Annotated in this window: 15 protein-coding genes; 10 read left to right on the plus strand and 5 right to left on the minus strand. The window is 69.1% G+C overall.

The window, feature by feature from the left end; all coding sequences use genetic code 11:
- A partial coding sequence (locus B4V06_RS16105) for an SDR family oxidoreductase (protein ID WP_498170609.1) occupies positions 1-593 on the minus strand: 593 nt, incomplete at its 3' end.
- Between the two features lie 90 nt (positions 594-683).
- Between B4V06_RS16105 and crtID the strand changes: the two genes are divergently transcribed.
- From crtID to B4V06_RS16140, 7 genes are all read left to right on the plus strand, one after another.
- A complete protein-coding gene (gene crtID / locus B4V06_RS16110; RefSeq protein WP_123112981.1) occupies positions 684-2,183 on the plus strand; it encodes a bifunctional phytoene desaturase/3,4-desaturase in 1,500 nt (499 codons plus the stop codon).
- Positions 2,184-2,191: 8 nt separating this feature from the next.
- Positions 2,192-3,079: a prenyltransferase gene (locus B4V06_RS16115; RefSeq protein ID WP_498170611.1), complete on the plus strand. Its 888-nt coding sequence runs from the start codon at positions 2,192-2,194 to the stop codon at positions 3,077-3,079.
- Positions 3,076-4,008: a bisanhydrobacterioruberin hydratase gene (gene cruF, locus B4V06_RS16120; RefSeq protein ID WP_498170612.1), complete on the plus strand. Its 933-nt coding sequence runs from the start codon at positions 3,076-3,078 to the stop codon at positions 4,006-4,008. The genes B4V06_RS16115 and cruF overlap by 4 nt, the downstream gene beginning before the upstream one ends.
- 129 nt (positions 4,009-4,137) lie before the next feature.
- On the plus strand, positions 4,138-4,695 hold the full coding sequence (locus B4V06_RS16125) for a diadenylate cyclase (RefSeq protein ID WP_123112983.1): 558 nt from the start codon (positions 4,138-4,140) through the stop codon (positions 4,693-4,695).
- A gap of 217 nt (positions 4,696-4,912) precedes the next feature.
- Positions 4,913-5,170: a hypothetical protein gene (locus tag B4V06_RS16130; protein ID WP_148041749.1), complete on the plus strand. Its 258-nt coding sequence runs from the start codon at positions 4,913-4,915 to the stop codon at positions 5,168-5,170.
- A gap of 129 nt (positions 5,171-5,299) precedes the next feature.
- Positions 5,300-5,536 (plus strand): hypothetical protein, encoded by a 237-nt coding sequence (locus B4V06_RS16135; RefSeq protein WP_123112985.1) that lies wholly within the window; start codon positions 5,300-5,302, stop codon positions 5,534-5,536.
- Positions 5,537-6,240: 704 nt separating this feature from the next.
- A complete protein-coding gene (locus B4V06_RS16140; protein ID WP_123112986.1) occupies positions 6,241-6,666 on the plus strand; it encodes a universal stress protein in 426 nt (141 codons plus the stop codon).
- Positions 6,667-6,696: 30 nt separating this feature from the next.
- Here B4V06_RS16140 and B4V06_RS16145 read toward each other — a convergent pair whose 3' ends face one another.
- The gene (locus tag B4V06_RS16145; protein ID WP_123112987.1) at positions 6,697-8,100 is read right to left on the minus strand and encodes an FAD-dependent oxidoreductase; all 1,404 of its coding nucleotides are present in this window, start codon (positions 8,098-8,100) and stop codon (positions 6,697-6,699) included.
- Positions 8,101-8,411: 311 nt separating this feature from the next.
- On the opposite strand from B4V06_RS16145, the gene B4V06_RS16150 reads away from it, so the two are divergent.
- The 3 genes from B4V06_RS16150 (at position 8,412) to B4V06_RS16160 (ending at position 11,790) form a co-directional block, all read left to right on the plus strand.
- Complete coding sequence (locus tag B4V06_RS16150; RefSeq protein WP_123114867.1) at positions 8,412-9,179, plus strand: MBL fold metallo-hydrolase; 768 nt, start codon at positions 8,412-8,414, stop codon at positions 9,177-9,179.
- 123 nt (positions 9,180-9,302) lie between these two features.
- Positions 9,303-10,307 carry a GTP 3',8-cyclase MoaA gene (gene moaA, locus B4V06_RS16155; RefSeq protein ID WP_123112988.1) on the plus strand — a complete coding sequence of 335 codons (1,005 nt, stop codon included), beginning with the start codon at positions 9,303-9,305 and terminating at the stop codon, positions 10,305-10,307.
- A 181-nt stretch (positions 10,308-10,488) separates the two neighbouring features.
- Positions 10,489-11,790, plus strand: a complete 1,302-nt coding sequence (locus B4V06_RS16160; protein WP_123112989.1) for an RNA-guided endonuclease InsQ/TnpB family protein — start codon at positions 10,489-10,491, stop codon at positions 11,788-11,790.
- On the opposite strand, the gene B4V06_RS16165 is transcribed toward B4V06_RS16160, so the two are convergent.
- The 3 genes from B4V06_RS16165 to B4V06_RS16175 form a co-directional block, all read right to left on the minus strand.
- Positions 11,773-13,671 carry a S9 family peptidase gene (locus tag B4V06_RS16165; RefSeq protein WP_498170615.1) on the minus strand — a complete coding sequence of 633 codons (1,899 nt, stop codon included), beginning with the start codon at positions 13,669-13,671 and terminating at the stop codon, positions 11,773-11,775. The genes B4V06_RS16160 and B4V06_RS16165 overlap by 18 nt on opposite strands.
- A gap of 112 nt (positions 13,672-13,783) precedes the next feature.
- Positions 13,784-14,698 (minus strand): ABC transporter substrate-binding protein, encoded by a 915-nt coding sequence (locus B4V06_RS16170; RefSeq protein ID WP_123112991.1) that lies wholly within the window; start codon positions 14,696-14,698, stop codon positions 13,784-13,786.
- A 345-nt stretch (positions 14,699-15,043) separates the two neighbouring features.
- On the minus strand, positions 15,044-16,111 hold the full coding sequence (locus B4V06_RS16175) for a DNA cytosine methyltransferase (protein ID WP_498170616.1): 1,068 nt from the start codon (positions 16,109-16,111) through the stop codon (positions 15,044-15,046).
- Between the last annotated feature and the right edge of the window lies 1 nt (position 16,112).

The following is a 16,112-nucleotide window of genomic DNA, read 5'->3' on the forward strand; positions in this document are numbered from 1 at the left end:
GCCGCGTCGAGGTCGGCCGCGAACCCGCGCGCGACCGCCTCCGCCGCGGCCTTCGAGACCGCGTACGCGCCCATGCCGGCTTTCGACTCGTGGGCGACCGACCCGGAGGGGACGATCACCCGCGCGTCGTCCGCGAGGTGCGGGACCGCCTCGCCGATCGTCGCGAAGACGCCGCGGGCGTTGGTGCGCATCGTGTCGTCGTAGTCGGCGTAGCTGAGCTCGTCCGTCGGGCGCTCGCCGGGCGCCCCGTGGAAGACGGCGGCGTTCGCGAACACGAAGTCGATCGGCCCGCCCTCCCGGGCGGCCCGCTGGAAGAAGCGTTCGAGGTCGAACTCGTCGCGGACGTCGACGCGTTCGCCCCACGCGGTCCCGGCGGCCGGTCCCGCCCCGTCGTCCCCGGCGGGAGCGTCGCCGTCGGCGTCCTCGGGACCGTCCCCGTCGCCCGCCGCGCCGTTCAGCTCGGCGACGGTCCGGTCGACGGCGGCGCCGTCGCGGCCGGAGACGGCGACGAACGCCCCCTCGTCGACGAACGCCTCGGCGACCGCCCGCCCGATCCCGCTCGTTGCGCCGGTGATCGCGACCGTCGGATCCATGTGGGGATCGCTAGGGGCGACCGCGACTTAGGCGTACCCACTCGCCGCGTCTGGCCGGTATTTATACCCCTTCCGACCCTACGATCTACCATGGACGTGGCCCCGGACATCGACGCCGTGGCCGGCGAGTCCGTCGTCGTGATCGGCGGCGGATTCGGCGGTCTCTCGACAGCGTGTTACCTCGCGGACGCCGGCGCGGACGTGACCCTCTTAGAGAAGAACGAGCAGCTCGGCGGACGCGCGAGCCGGCTGGAGACCGACGGCTTCCGGTTCGACATGGGCCCCTCGTGGTACCTGATGCCGGACGTGTTCGAGCGGTTCTTCGGCCACTTCGGGCGGTCGCCCGACGAGTTCTACGAGCTGGAGCGGCTCGACCCCCACTACCGCGTGTTCTGGAAGGACGGCGACAAGGTCGACGTGCTCCCGGACCGCGAGGATAACAAACAGCTGTTCGAGGAGTACGAGCCCGGCGCGGGCGAGGCGTTCGAGGCCTATCTGGAGGAGTCGGAGCGGACGTACAACATCGGGATGGAGCACTTCGTCTACGAGGACCGCCCGCGACTGCGCGACTACGTGGACAAGGACGTGCTCCGGTACTCGTGGGGACTCTCGCTTCTGGGCAAGATGCAGGGGCACGTGGAGGACTACTTCGACCACCCGAAGCTCCAGCAGTTGATGCAGTACACCCTCGTCTTTCTCGGCGGCTCGCCGTACAACACGCCGGCGCTGTACAACCTGATGAGCCACGTGGACTACAACATGGGCGTCTACTACCCCGAGGGCGGGATCGGCGCCGTCGTCGACGGGATCGTCGAACTCGGCCGCGACCTCGGCGTGGAGTACGTCACCGACGCCGAGGTGACGGGGATCGAGGGGCGCCGCGGCGGGTTCGCGGTCGACACCGCCGACGGCGAGCGATACCTCTCGGATCTGGTCGTCTCCGACGCCGACTACGCGCACACCGAACAGGAGCTGCTCCCGCCGCGCAAGCGCCAGTACACGGAGGAGTACTGGGAGTCGCGGACGTACGCCCCCTCCGCGTTCCTGCTGTACCTCGGCGTCGAGGGCGGCGTGCCGAACCTCGAACACCACACGCTGGTGCTGCCGACGGCGTGGGACGGCCACTTCAAGCAGATCTTCGACGACCCCTCGTGGCCCGACGACCCCGCCTACTACCTCTGTGTCCCCTCCGAGACCGACGACACGGTGGCACCCGAGGGCCACAGCAACCTCTTCGCCTTGGTCCCCATCGCGGCCGGACTGGAGGACACCCCGGCGCTCCGCGAGGAGTACCGCGACCTCGTGTTAGACGACATCGCGGAGAACACCGGCACGGAGCTCCGCGACCGGATCGTCTTCGAGGAGACGTTCTGCGTCGACGACTTCGCCGACCGGTACAACAGCTACCGGGGGAGCGCGCTCGGCTTGGCGCACACGCTGCGGCAGACCTCCCTGCTCCGGCCGTCCCACGAGTCCGACGCGGTCGACGGCCTCTACTTCACGGGGTCGACGACGACGCCCGGCATCGGCGTCCCGATGTGTCTCATCAGCGGACAGATAACGGCCGAGGCGGTCTCGAAGACGGCGTGAGGAAAGCCGTGACCGACACAGCGACCGACTCCGGCCGGCGAGCGTTCGCCGACGACCTCCGGTACCTGCTGGTGCTGTCGCGGCCGCGCTTCTGGCTGTACCTCGCTGGGCCCGTCGCGGTCGGCGTCACGTACGGCATCGGCGACGTGAGCGGGCTGTTCACGCCGACGACCGTCGCGCTGGCGGCCTACTTCCTCGTGCCGGCGAACGTCTTCCTCTACGGCGTCAACGACGCGTTTGACGCCGACATCGACGAGCTGAACCCGAAGAAGGAGGAGCGCGAGGCGCGCTGGCGGGGGAGCCGGCTCGTCACGGTCGCGGTGCTCGGCTCCGCGCTCGCCGGGCTGGCCACCTTCGCGCTCACGCCGCGGGTCGCGTGGCCGTACCTCGCCGGCTTCCTCCTGCTGTCGGTGGGCTACAGCGCCCCGCCGGTGCGATTCAAGACGACGCCGTTCCTCGACTCCGTCTCGAACGGCCTCTACGTCCTCCCAGGCGCGGCCGCGTACGCGACCGTCGCGGGGGTCCATCCGCCGTTCGCGGCACTCGTGGGCGCGTGGCTGTGGACGATGGGGATGCACACGTTCTCCGCGATCCCCGACATCGAGCCGGACCGCGCGGCCGGGATCCGGACGACGGCGACGCTGCTCGGCGAGGGACGGACGTACGTCTACTGCTTCGCGTGCTGGGCCGCCGCCGCGGCCGCGTTCGCCGCGGTGGACCTCCGGCTCGGCGCGCTGCTCGGCGTCTACCCGGTCTTCGTCGCGTGGGTCGCCGCGTCGTCGGTGTCGGTCGACCGCGCGTACTGGTGGTTCCCGGCGCTGAACACCGCCGTCGGCACCCTGCTGGCGATGGGCGGGCTGTGGCGCGTCTACCCGATCACGGAGGTGCTCGCGTGAGCGACGAGTCCGGATCGACGGAGTCGGCCGGGTCGGCGGGCCCCGCGGGCTCGGCCGAGGGGACCGCGGAGCCCGCGCCGTCCGGCGTCGACGCCCTCCGCGCGCGGCTCCCCGACACGCGCCGCGGGGCGGAGGCGCTGCTCGACCGGACCGTGCGCGAGAACCGGTTCACCATCGCCGTGCTGTTCCCGCTCGTCGGCGCGCTGGCGCTGGTCGGCAGCGCGGAGGGGTGGGTGCCGGAGCCGTTCGCCTTCCACCCGTGGTTCGTGCTGTTCGGCGTGCTGGTGATGCGGTCGCCGCTCGTCGTGGGGGCCCTCCCCGCGATCGACCGGCGCGCGCTCGGCTGGATCGGCGTCCTGATCGCGTACACCTACGCGATCGAGCTGCTCGGGGTCGCCACCGGGTGGCCGTACGGCTCCTTCGAGTACACCGTGGACCTCGGGCCGATGCTCGGCGGCGTGCCCGTCGCGCTCCCGGTCTTCTTCATCCCGCTCGTGGTCAACGCGTATCTCCTGTGTCTCCTCCTCCTGGGGTCGCGGGCGTCGAACGGCTGGCTCCGGCTGGCGACCGTGATCGCCGCGGTCGTCGCGATGGACGTGGTGCTCGACCCCGGCGCGGTCGCGCTCGGCTTCTGGAGCTTCGGCGGCGGGAGCTTCTACGGCGTCCCGCTCTCGAACTACGCCGGCTGGGTGGTCTCGGCGACCGTCGCGGTCGTCACGCTCGACCGGGCGTTCGCGGGGACGGCGCTGCGCGACCGGCTGCGCGACTGCGAGTTCATGCTCGACGACATGGTGAGCTTCGTGATCCTCTGGGGCGGGATCAATCTCTGGTACGGGAACCTCCTGCCGGCCGCCGTCGCCGCCGCGTTCGGCGTCGGACTCGTCCGGGCGGACCGGTTCGACGCGCGGCTGTTCACGCCGTGGGAGTGAGACGGCCGCGCTCCGCCCGCGGGAGACGAAGGCCCGACCGCGCCGACTCGACACCCCTTATATACGCCCGGCGCCTTTTCGAGGTATGAGCGTTCAGGCGAGTCGCGCGCGGCGTGGCGGGGAGGCGGAATGAGTCGGCTAGCGATCGAGTACGGCGCCCACGAGCGCGTCCGGGAGGTCGTCGACCGACTGACCTACTGCGCCGAGCACGTCAGCGTGGAGTTCGACGGCTGGGAGGAGCCCCACGTCAAGGGGCCGGGGCTGTACTTCGCGGTCGTCGCCGACCGCGACTACGGCGCGTACGCCGACCCGATGGGCGATAACCGCTGGCCGCGGGACGGCTGCGCCTCGGTGTTCGACGAGGACGCCTTTATAAGCGCCGCCGGGACGGTGAGCGTCCAGCAGGACGGCGGGATCGTCGTCGCGGTCGACGGCGAGATCGAGGAGCAGATGGTGCGGTTCCGAGACTTGGGCACCCGGAGCGACGAGGCCGACCTCGTCGACGACGTGAGCTACGAGCCCTGGATGGGGTCGCGACACATGAGCGCGATCGAGACCTCGGTCCGGCCGGAGATCGTGGCGACGGTGACCCTCAGCGAGGAGTCGGGCCGCGTGAGCGTCTTTCGGGACGGGGAGGCGACGTCGATGCGGCGCAACGAACTCGGCGGCGAGTGGCGCGCGGAGTAGATCTCGGACGCGGTGTCTGTCGCCATCCGCTTCGTTGGAGACGTTCTCGTCCGAAACGCCCGGTCGCTGAGCGATGCTTCCCGATCGGTGACGGGGATCGGTTTTCGCGGTTGGTTGGTTCCGTTGAAATTCTTAGAGACTGGTAGATGCTGGTTGCCGAATACAGAGGATGGGTTCATCACGGTGGGTCGGTTTCGTTCACGTCGAACGAGTCGAAGTGTCTGATAAGTTCGTCGTGAACGTGATCGTTGCACTCGTCGTGACAGTGGTCGCGTTCATGGCCATCCCCAACCTGATCCAGTCCGGCCAGATTCCGCCCGCGCCACTCGGACTGGAGTTCGCCTCCAGAGGGCTACCGGCGACGGTCGTGGGAGTCCCGACGACCTACGTCCTCGGAATCTTCCTGTTCGACCTCATGATCGTGTTCGGCAACGGCGGGGGGTCGTCCGGCGACGGAGACATCGCGGCCCACTAGTGAACGACCGACCAGACGGGCGACCAGCGACGCCCGCTCGGGGTCAGTAACTGCTTTCTCTCCATGGTGGGGCTCACCCTAGGCGGAAGACATTTAAGCCTGAAATCAGATTTTCACCACTGATTCACGATGGACATGAACAGTCCGCTGGAGATCGTCGGGAAGATCGTCATATTAGGTCTCTTCGCAGGTGGTTTCCTCTACTTTTCCTCGCTTACGGTTCGAGAGGCGATGAACCAGGTGGTGTCGCCGTTCCTCGACCTTGCCCTGCAACACCCGCTGTTCGCCGGGGTGTTCGGACTCAGTGTCGTGTTTTTGATCCTGTTCGGCGACAAGGGGGATGGTGGCGCCGGCGAGGGCGGGTGATAGTCCGGGTCGGACGATTCGCAACCTGCACGTATCGATCTGAGCTACTCGAATTCGTCAGTAGTCCCGTGACCGATATGCGCTCTGTATTCAACACGCCCCCGAGCACATATCACCGATCGAGGATTTCAGCAGAGCCGATTTTTTTATAAACGACCCGAGTGTTGCCGTCGACGATTTATAAGAAGCCGATTACTCTGCGGTGAATCCTTTCAAAAGCCCAGCCGCTTGGTTAGACTCGTCCGACCGGGGACCGACGGCGGACACCTCCAAAGTCCCGCCCCGCACTGCACAGCACCGCCGGAAGACGGTCCTGCTCGCTCACTACGTTCGCCTCGCAGGCTGCGACTTCCGTGCTCCCGCTCGCGTTGCTCGCGGGACCGCAGCCTCACGCCTCCCCAGCCTCGCGGCTCCCTTCGGTCGCCGCGTCCAGCGAGGGACCTTCGGTCCCTCTGGCAGTCGGGCGAAGCCCGACGACCTCACGCGGACTCCTCGCGGCCGCCGAGGGCGGCCGCTCAGAGGGGCGCACCGACCGCATCGCTCAGTTATGACCCAGCGTCGTCGCCGCTCGTCGTATTTAAATATCACATCGGCGGAACACTTCGATAGAGCCGGCCGGAGCCGTTTTCGATTCACCCGACCGCGTTTCCGTCTCCCTAGCCGGATGCCCCATCGTTAATGTGCCGCCCGACGAACCCCCGCGTATGTACGACGAGATTCTGGTGCCGACCGACGGGAGCGAGGCGGTCGACCGAGCGCTCGATCACGCCGTCCGACTGGCGAGCGACCACGACGCGACCGTTCACGCGCTGTACGTCGTCGACCAGCGGATCGCGACCGCGAACTCCGGCGACCTCCACGACGAGATCGTCGAGGACTTACAGACGCAGGGAGAGGAGGCGGTCGCCGCGGTCGCCGAGCGCGCGGAGGAGGCGGGCCTCGACGCGGAGACGAGCATCGTCCGGGGGACGCCGGACACGGAGATCGTCTCGTACGCCGACGAGCGCGGGATCGACGTGATCGTGATGAGCCCGGAGGGGAAGTCGCCGCGCGAGCGGATCCAGTCGCTCGGCAGCGTCTCCGACCGCGTCGCCGACGACGCGAGCGTCCCGGTGTTCCTGATCAAGTAGGCGGCCCCGCGTTTCGTCGGGGCGCGACCGCTACTCCGCGAGCGCCGCCGCCGCCTCCCGGAAGAGCCCGTCGAGGATCTCCGGCGTGGTGGGGTGGTACGCGCGGTCGGGCAGGTCCCGAACGTCCATCTCGGTCTCGACGATCACCTGCATCGTCTTCGCCATCACGTCGGCGTGGTAGTGGAGCCCCTGATACCCGAGGACCGTGCCGTCGGCGCCGACGACGAGCCGGGCGATCCCCTCCGGGACGTTCTTCGTTTTAAATACCCCGTCGTCCGCCGCCTCGCGGGTGACGACGTGGGGGTCGAGGCCGGCGGCCTCGGCCGACACCGCCGAGTGGCCGACGCGGGCGAACGGGAGCACCCCGAGCCCGGAAAAGACGACGTGGTGGTGGACGTTCTCGTAGTCGACGAGCGGGTCGCCGTCGCGGTGCCGGAGGAGGTTCTCGGCCGCCGTCGCCCCCTGTTCCTTGGCCACGTGGAGGATCGGCTCCTTGTCGTTGGCGTCGCCGACGACGAAGACGCGCTCGTCGCCGCGGGCCCGCATGGCGTCGTCGACCCATCCCGGTCCCGGGTCGAGCCGCGTCGCCTCGAGCCCGAGCCGGTCGAGCGCCGGGCGACGGCCGGTGAACGCGAACAGTCGGTCGGCCTCGATCGCCGTCTCCTCGCCATCGTGGTCGACGTGGAGCCTGACACCGCCGGAGTCGGTCGGTTCGACGCGTCGCTCCGCCGCGTGCGTGAGCACGTCGACGTCGAACGCGTCCCGGTAGTAGTCGAGCAGCGCGTCGCCGAAGGGGGCGTCGGCCTCGTCGAGCGGCCGGGCGTCGTGTTCGATCACGGTGAGGTCCATCCCCGCCGCTTCGCTGAGGTACGGCACCAGCTCCATGCCGACGTAGCCGAACCCCACGACGACGCCGGACTCGCCGAACGCGGTCGCGTCGAGCACGTCCGCGCTCGTCGACACCGGCACGTCCTCGATCCCGGGGAGCGACGGGAGGTTGGCCGTCGAGCCGGTCGCGATCACGACGTAGTCCGGCTCTATCGTGCGGTCGCCGACCGCGATCCGGCGGTCGCCGGCGAACTGCGCGGTCTCGCGGAGGAACTCGACTCCCTCGCGCTCCGCGAGCTCCTCGACGGCCGCGCGGCGGTGGGCGGCGAAGCTCGACGTGTGCTCGTTCTTCCGCGCCACGACGGCCTCCAGGTCGACGTCAGGGAGCGGCCCGGAGAGCCGGTCGTCGTGTCGCGCCGCAAACCGGTGTTCGGCCGCCGACAACACCTCCTTCGAGGGCATACAGCCGCGGAGGATACAGAGGCCCCCGCCCGGGTCGCCGTCGTCGATCAGCGTCAGCTCGATATCCGGGTCGGCCGCGAGCCGCTCGGCGGCGGCGACGCCGGCGCTCCCGTACGCGCCGACGACCGCGACGTGCGTTGGCATACCCCGACCCTTTCGGTCGGGCCACATAACCGTTCCGCGGAGCGAGGCCGGCGGGGGATGCGGTCGGCCGCGGTCGGTCGCACTCGACACTGGTCGGCCGCAGTCGGTCGCACTCGACACTGGTCGGCCCCGGTCGGCTCCGCGTTGATCTGGGGTTGACGTCGCAACACCGTTAACCGTGCCTGTCACAGTCGGTTACCCACGATGTGGCGCGAAAACCGCCGACGCCGAACCGGAGTGAGACCGCCACGCGAACCCGGGACCGACGGAGCGACGCCGCGGTCCGGCGTCGATACGGGGGGTCGGCGCTGATGGAACTCACCGTCCTCGGCTCCGGCAGCGCGATGCCGGTGCCCGACCGCGCGCAGTCGGGGTACCTCCTCGACGACGGCGACCGCTCCCTCCTCGTCGACTGCGGCAGCGGCGTCCTCCAGCGGCTCGCCGCCACCGAGACCGGCTACGAGGGGGTCTCGACCGTCCTCCTGACGCATCATCACCTCGACCACGTCGCGGCCCTGCTCCCCCTGTTGAAGGCCCGGTGGCTCGCCGGGGCGGAACACCTCGAAGTGGTCGGCCCGGCGGGGACCAAGTCGCTCGTCGACGGGCTCCTCGACGTCCACGACTACCTCGACGGCCGGGTCGATCTGGCGGTCCGGGAGGTGTCGGCGGCGCGCCCGTTCGCGGCGGCCGGCTTCGACGTCGCCGCCCGCGAGACCCGCCACTCGATGGACGGGCTGGCGTACCGGTTCTCGCCGCCGGGTTCCGACGCGGATCCCGCCGAGGGCCCGCTCACGCTCTCCGGCGACACCGAGGCGTTCGCCGGGATGGCGTCGTTCGCCGACGGGAGCGGCGTCCTCGTCCACGACTGCTCGTTCCCGGACGGCACCGACGTGTCGAACCACCCGAACCCCACCGAGCTGGGCGCGTCGCTCGCGGGCGTCGACGTCGACACGCTCCTCCTGTCGCACCTCTACCCGCACACGGGCGGTCGGGAGCGAGAGATGGCCCGGAGCGTCCGCGAGGCGGGCTTCGAGGGCGACGTCGAGGTCGCGAGCGACGGGCTCCGCGTCGATCTCTGAGCCGACCTCGGCCCGGATCCGCCCCCGAGACTCCGTATTCCTGCCGGAGACGTAACCGTTTACGATTACCAGAACCCGTGATAGACCCAGATGTTTAAGCGATCATAGCCGCTCCGTTCGGACATGACCGAGCCGCTCGCGGACGACTTCGGACGGGAGGTGACGGGGGTCCGGGTCTCGCTCACCGACCGCTGTAACTTCGACTGCGTCTACTGTCACAACGAGGGGTTAGGCGACACGCGGGGGCCGATGGAGCCGAGCGAGGACGAGATGAGCGCCGACGACGTGGTCCGCTTCTTAGAGGTCGTTGAGGGGTACGGCGTCGACTCGGTGAAGTTCACCGGCGGCGAGCCGATGCTCCGGCAGGACCTCGAGGAGATCATCGAGCGCACGCCCGACTCGATGGAGGTGTCGATGACGACGAACGGGACGTTCCTCCCCGGGCGCGCCGAGGACCTGAAGGCGGCCGGACTCGACCGCGTGAACGTCTCGCAGGACGCGCTCGACCCCGACGACTTCGCCGAGGTGACGAAGTCCGGCGCCTACGAGAAGGTGCTGGAAGGCGTGCGAGCCGCCGTCGACGCCGGCCTCGACCCCGTGAAGCTCAACATGGTCGTGTTCACCCACACGGCGGGCTACGTCGAGGAGATGGTCGACCACGTCGCCGACAACGAGGGGCTCCAGCTCCAGCTCATCGAGTACATGCCGGAGCTCACCGGGAAGCCGGAGTGGAACATCGACATCGGGCGCGTCCACGACTGGCTCGCCGAGGAGGCCGACCGGGTCGAGCACCGCGAGATGCACGACCGGAAGCGCTACTTCGTCGGCGAGGACGCCGACGGCGAGGGCGGCGGGATGGTCGAGATCGTCGACCCCGTGGAGAACGAGGAGTTCTGTGCCAACTGCGGCCGCGTCCGCGTCACCCACGAGGGGTATTTAAAAGGGTGTCTCAACCGCAACGACGACCTCCGGTCGATGGGGGAGATGACCCGCGAGGAGATCGCCGAGACGTTCGAGGCGGTCGTCGCCAACCGCGTCCCCTACTACGGCGAGTACCTCGTCGAGAACGACGAGGGGGAGTACGAGATCAACGAGGAGTACCTCGGCGCGCCGAGCGTGGCGGACTGAGGTCGATCCGAGACCGCCAACCGATTTCTCGCCGGCTCACAGTGTAACAAGGAGGAAGCCCACGGCTTCAGCCGTGGGAGGAATCCGACACTCTCCGCAACAGACAACGAGCGATAGCAACCTGACTCCCCACCACCAGCCGTAGAATTTATAAATAAATAGATTAAAATGTGAAATACAGGTGGAGGATGTGATTCGCACCGTCAAAGTCAAGCTTGACGTACCCGACGAGCGGTGCGACGACCTCCATCAGACGAAAGATCAGTTCCTCCACTGTGCGAACACGACTGCGGAATGGGCGTGGAGATACCCGGACGAGCACTGCGTCACCTCGAAACAACAAGCCGAGAACGTGCTTTACGACCGACTTCGGGACGAAACAGCGCTGACAGCGAACCTCGTTCAGAAGGGGATTCGACGCGCTATCGAGGCCACGAAAAGCGGTGTCGCCCGACTCAAAAAAGACGACAACACCAGTCAACCGCACTTCGACGCGTGGAGTGTCGTTTACGACAAGCGCAGCGCGACGTTCCACCGCGACCACGTGTCCCTTTCCACGACAAACGGGCGCGTCGAGTGTCCGTACGTGATTCCCGATGACCCGGGAGAGACACCGATCGGCGAGTACCTGCTGAACGAGAACTTCGAGTTCCGGATGTCCACGCTTCAGTACGACCGCTCGACCGACTCATTCTACCTCCACGCGCGAATGCGCCGCAACACAGACGAACACGAGCAGTCCACGACTGCTTCTTCTGGCGCCGAGCACAGAACAGTCCTTGGCGTCGATCTGAACGTGGACGGCTCGCTCGCCGTGACTTCCACAGGCGCGTTTATTGGGAACGCTGACGAGATGAACCATCGACGCCGCGAGTTCGAGAAGACCCGCGGATCGATGCAACAGGCAGGGACACGGTCGGCGCACCTGTCGATACAGTCGGTGGACGACCGCGAACACCGATGGATGCGGGACGAACTCCATCGTGCCTCGAACCAGATTATCGACGATGCTCGCGACCACGAATGTACGCACGTCGCGTTCGAGAACCTGACCGATATCCGCGATCGGATGGCTGGTGCGAAGCGATTCCACGCGTGGGCGTTCCGACGCTTGTACGAGTACGTGGAGTACAAAGCCGAGATGCTCGATGTCGAGGTGGAGCAGGTGAGTCCGGCGTACACGAGCCAGCGGTGTTCGAAGTGCGGCTTTACACACGAAACGAATCGGCGGTCGAAACACCAGTTCATGTGTCAGAAATGCGAGTACGAACTGAACGCGGACTACAATGCGAGCAAGAACATTGCTCGGAAACTTCTCAAACGTCTCCGCTCGGGGCAGACGTCTTCGGGTGGAGGCGCACCCTGTCAGTGTGCGCTCAAGTCAGGGACGCTGAACCTGAACGGCGAATTTACCGCCTCCGTCAGTTCGACGGCAGAAGGCGAGTCCACTGACAAGCCCACGACTTCAGTCGTGGGTCACTGACTCCGGCGGCTCGTACGGCCGGCTGCTCCCGTCGTCGGGTCGCTTCCGGAGGTACTTCGCGAATAGGTCCGCGACCCGCGTGTACGCGTCGAGGACGTGCTCCAGCTCCCCGAAGCCGTGCGGCTCGCCCTCGTACCGGCGCAGCTCGTGGCGGACGTCGTGTCGCTCCAGCTCCTCGACGAGCTGCTCCGACTGGCTGATCGGGACGCGAGCGTCCGCCTCGCCGTGGAGCACCATGAGCGGGTCGTCGATGTCGGGGACCGTCCGGATCGGGCTCGCGTCGCGGTAGGCGTCGAGGTCCCGCACGAAGTCGCCGAGCTCCCGCTTGAGGAGCTGCCACCCCACGTCGTCGGTGTCGTCGACGAACGACTCGTAGTCGTACACGCCGTAGAAGGCGGCGCCGGCGCGGAACCGGTCGCTGTTGCCGAGCGCGTTCACGGTCATCAACCCCCCGCCGGAGCCGCCGAAGATCCCGACGCGGTCGCCGTCGACGGCGTCGTACCGCGCCGCCGTCGCGTCCGCGGCCCGGACCACGTCGTCGAGGTCGCCGCCGCCCCAGTCGCCGTCGTTCGCCATGCGGAACGCCCGACCGAACCCGTCGGAGCCGCGGTAGTTCGGGCGGACGACCGCGTAGCCGAGCGCCGCGAAGTAGGCGGCCCGGTGGTCGAAGCCGAAGCCGTCGAAGGCGGTGGGGCCGCCGTGGGGTTTCACGAGGAGGGGAACCGATCCCCCCTCGGCGTCCGAATCGGGCGGATAGACCACCGCGTGGATTTCCGTCCCGGCCGAGTCGTACGTGAACGCCTCGGGCGCGGGGAGCCGCGCCGCCAGCCCCGCCGTCGCCGACGGCGTGAGCCGCTCCCCGCTCGCCGCGTCGACGACGACCGGGGGCTCGGTCGGCGACTCCCGGACCGATATCACCCGGTCGCCGTCCCACCGCGGCGCGCCGTGGATCGCGTCGCCGGACGCGAGCACCGTCGCGTCGGCTGCCGACTCGGGATCCGCGCCCACGCCGGGCCCGGCGTCGGCGTCCGCGAGCGCGCCGCCGACATCGACGACGTGGACCCCGGTTCGGCCGTCCTTCGTGGCGGTCGCGGCGAGACGGTCGCCCGCCTCGCTCCACTCGGGCGCCGCGATCTCCGTCTCCGGGACGCCGTACAGCGGAGCGGGTCCGTCCCCCTCAGCGTCGATCCCGTACACCGCGTCGTACCCGCTCCCGTCGTGGACGAACGCGACCGCCTCGTCGTCGCCGGGTCGCGGGCGCGGGCAGGCCGCCCGGACGCCCGGCTCCGCGAACAGCTCCGTGACCTCCTCGTCGTCGAGGGGGACGCGGACGAGCGCGGCCTCGTAGTCGAACAGGTCGGCGTGTCGCGACCGGGTCGCGACGACGGTCTCGCCCTGCCAGTGCGGGTCGGCGTAGAGGAACTCGTCGTTCGCGATCGCCTCGACGCGGTCGCCGTCGGGGGAGACCACCGCGAGGCTCGCGCGAGAGAAGCCGTCAGTGACGACCGCGATGCCGGGGTGGCCCCACGCGAGGCCGGCGATACCGCCCTCCAGGTCGGTGAGCACCTCGACCGCGCCGGTGTCGACGTCGACGGTCGCCAGCTCGGCGTCGGCGGTGACGAAGGCGAGCCGGTCGCCGCCGGGGCTCCAGTCGAGCCACCGCGCGTCGGTGCGACCGTAGCGCATGGCGGACGCCCCGCGGCTCGTGAGCCGCGCGTCGCCGTCGTCGGTCGAGAGCCAGATGTCGGTGGTCAGCTCGCGGTTCTTCGCGTAGGCGATCCGGCCGTCCGGCCCGACCGCGGCCTGCACGACGCGGTCCGCGACGGCCGCGTCGGCGAGGAGGCCGTCGTAGTCGGTGTCCCTGAGGTCTCGTCGGTACACGCGTGTGGCTGTGAGGAGCGAGTACTTGGGCGTGTGGCTCGCGGAACCGTCGGCCGGAGACGCCTCCGATGGCCGGCGGACGACGGAGGAGAGGGAGAGCGGAGGGGAGGGGTCAGGAGTCGTCGGCGTCCGGCCAGCCGCTCGGTACGTACTGGTCGAACCGCGGCTCCGGCGACCGGGCGAGCGGTCGGAACGCGCGCTCGCCGGCCACGCGGAACTCCTCGATCCGAGCCTGTCCGGGGCCGGTGACGTAGCCGAGGAAGGCCATGGCCAGCGGATACGCCACGTCGTGCCGGGCGGGGTTGACCGGGATGGCGGCGTACTCGTTCCGGAGCAGCGGCGGCGGGTCCGCGATGCCGCGCGCGACGTGAGCCGTCAGCCCGCCCTCGCCGACGTTGAGGAACGTCCCGCGGTCGGTCAGGGTGTACGACCCGGACTGCGCGGCCATCGCCAGCGTGTTTCCCATCCCCTGTCCGGACTCGCGGTACCAGGAGCCCGCGGGGTCGATCCCCGCCTCGCTCCACAGCCGGCGCTCCCGGAGGTGGGTGCCGGAGCGGTCGCCCCGCGACAGGAACGACGCCTCGGCCGCGGCGATCGCCGCGACCGCCTCGACCGGGTCCGCGCCGGCGACGCCGGCCGGGTCCTCGGGAGGGCCGACCAGCAGGAAGTCGTTCACCATGACCGCGCGCCGGTTGACGCCGTGTCCCGCCCGGAGGAACTCGTCCTCCAGCGACCGAGCGTGGACGAGCACCGCGTCGCAGTCGCCGTTCCGGGCGGTCCTGAGCGCCCCGCCGGTGCCGCGGGCGACCGTGTCCACCGACGACCCGAACCTCTGTTCGAACCCCGGAACCAGCTCGTCGAGGAGCCCGCTGTCCCGGGTCGTCGTCGCCGTCGCGACGGTCAGCGTCTCCCCGCTCGTCTCGGCCTCGGGGCCGGGCTCCGCCGAGGTCGACGCGCCGCCGACACAGCCCGAAAGCGAGAGGGCTCCGCCGGCGCCGATGAGCTGCACGTATCGCCGTCGATCCATCAGGTAGAACAAACGCAAACAGTTACAAAACAGTTGTTAGATCCCGATATTGGTTACATTATGCCCAGAGCTGTCCCGCGGATGAGGCTGGCGCCCGTGTCGACATCGGCGTCTGTCGGGGCTGCGCCGACCGGTTCGGCCGGCGCCTGACGGGCCCGTGCGGACACGACTGAGACGGAACGCCCCTCGTCCGTGGCGCCATCCGCACGAAACCGGCCGCAGGAGGGCCCGCTGCGGCGGCGCGAGCGGGTAACGGATGACGGTTTCACACCCTGGGGGACGAGGGGTTCCGAGCGAGCGGTCGGACGCGAGCCGAGGAAGAAAACCGACCCGGTGGAGCCCCCGCTACGTCGCCGGCGCGATCTGCGCGGAGATCTCGCGCGCGACCGCCCGGCTCAGGAGCGGCGGCACGGCGTTCCCGGTCATCTGCCGTTGTTTCGCTATCGGGCCTTTAAACAGGTAGTCGTCCGGGAACGACTGGAGGCGCGCTCGCTCGCGAACGCTGAGCCCCCTGTCGTCCGACGGATGTGCGAAGTGGTACGTCGGCCGCGGTCCGGCCAGGAGCGTCGGGGCGGGCTCCCCGTCCGCGAGTCGTCGCTTCTGCGACCAGCTGTCGTACGGGATCTTCTCCCCGGGAGCGGCCTTTTCGATCCGCTCGACGACGGTGTCGCCGTGGTTCGGTGCGCGGTGATTCGTCAGTTCGGGGCCGTTGCGCCGCATCTCCCGCTGGTACTCCCCGTCCGGGTCAGACGCGTAGGCGGTCTTCTGTTCTCCCGGGTCCAGCGACGGCAGGTCGCCGAACGCGTCGCGGACCGTGCGCGGGGGGCGCCGGTCGGCGGACAGCGTCTGTTGCTCGGTCGAGTTCCGGAACGTCGCCTCGGGGAACGCCACCTTCTCGCCGGCTTTGTGCCCGATGAAGAACGCGCGCTTCCTGCTCTGCGGAACCCCGTAATCGGCCGCGTTGAGCACCGACCAGCCGGTGCGGTAGCCGATCTTGTCGAACTGAGAGAGGATATACTCCAACACCTTCCCGTCCTCCATCGTCGTGATACGGGGGACGTTCTCCATGACGAACCAGTCCGGCTCCATCTCGTACACCGACTTGATGAAGTTGGTGACGAGGAAGTTGCGCTCGTCCGCGGGGTCGGTCTTCGCGCCCGCCAGGCTGAATCCCTGACACGGCGGGCCGCCGATGACGCCGTCGACGTCGCCCGGGTCGTACCCCAGCCGGTCCAACACGCCGGTCCCCGTGACCTCACTCAGGTCGGCCTCGACGAACTCCGCGTCGTGGTTGTGTTCGAAGGTCGCGGCGAACGCGCCCTCGAAGTCCACGCCCCCCACGACGTCGTACCCCGCCTGATCGAACCCCGCAGAGAGCCCGCCGGCACCGCAGAACAGGTCGACGACGTCCATC

The sequence above is a fragment of the Halorubrum sp. B53 genome, from assembly GCF_059752395.1.

Bases quoted from the DNA above. Each gene is read 5' to 3' on its own strand.
- crtID (WP_123112981.1), top strand. From the start codon at position 684: ATGGACGTGGCCCCGGACATCGACGCCGTGGCCGGCGAGTCCGTCGTC.
- B4V06_RS16125 (WP_123112983.1), top strand. From the start codon at position 4,138: ATGAGTCGGCTAGCGATCGAGTACGGCGCCCACGAGCGCGTCCGGGAG.
- B4V06_RS16135 (WP_123112985.1), top strand. From the start codon at position 5,300: ATGGACATGAACAGTCCGCTGGAGATCGTCGGGAAGATCGTCATATTA.
- B4V06_RS16140 (WP_123112986.1), top strand. From the start codon at position 6,241: ATGTACGACGAGATTCTGGTGCCGACCGACGGGAGCGAGGCGGTCGAC.
- B4V06_RS16145 (WP_123112987.1), bottom strand. From the start codon at position 8,100: ATGCCAACGCACGTCGCGGTCGTCGGCGCGTACGGGAGCGCCGGCGTC.
- B4V06_RS16150 (WP_123114867.1), top strand. From the start codon at position 8,412: ATGGAACTCACCGTCCTCGGCTCCGGCAGCGCGATGCCGGTGCCCGAC.
- moaA (WP_123112988.1), top strand. From the start codon at position 9,303: ATGACCGAGCCGCTCGCGGACGACTTCGGACGGGAGGTGACGGGGGTC.
- B4V06_RS16170 (WP_123112991.1), bottom strand. From the start codon at position 14,698: ATGGATCGACGGCGATACGTGCAGCTCATCGGCGCCGGCGGAGCCCTC.
- B4V06_RS16175 (WP_498170616.1), bottom strand. From the start codon at position 16,111: ATGGACGTCGTCGACCTGTTCTGCGGTGCCGGCGGGCTCTCTGCGGGG.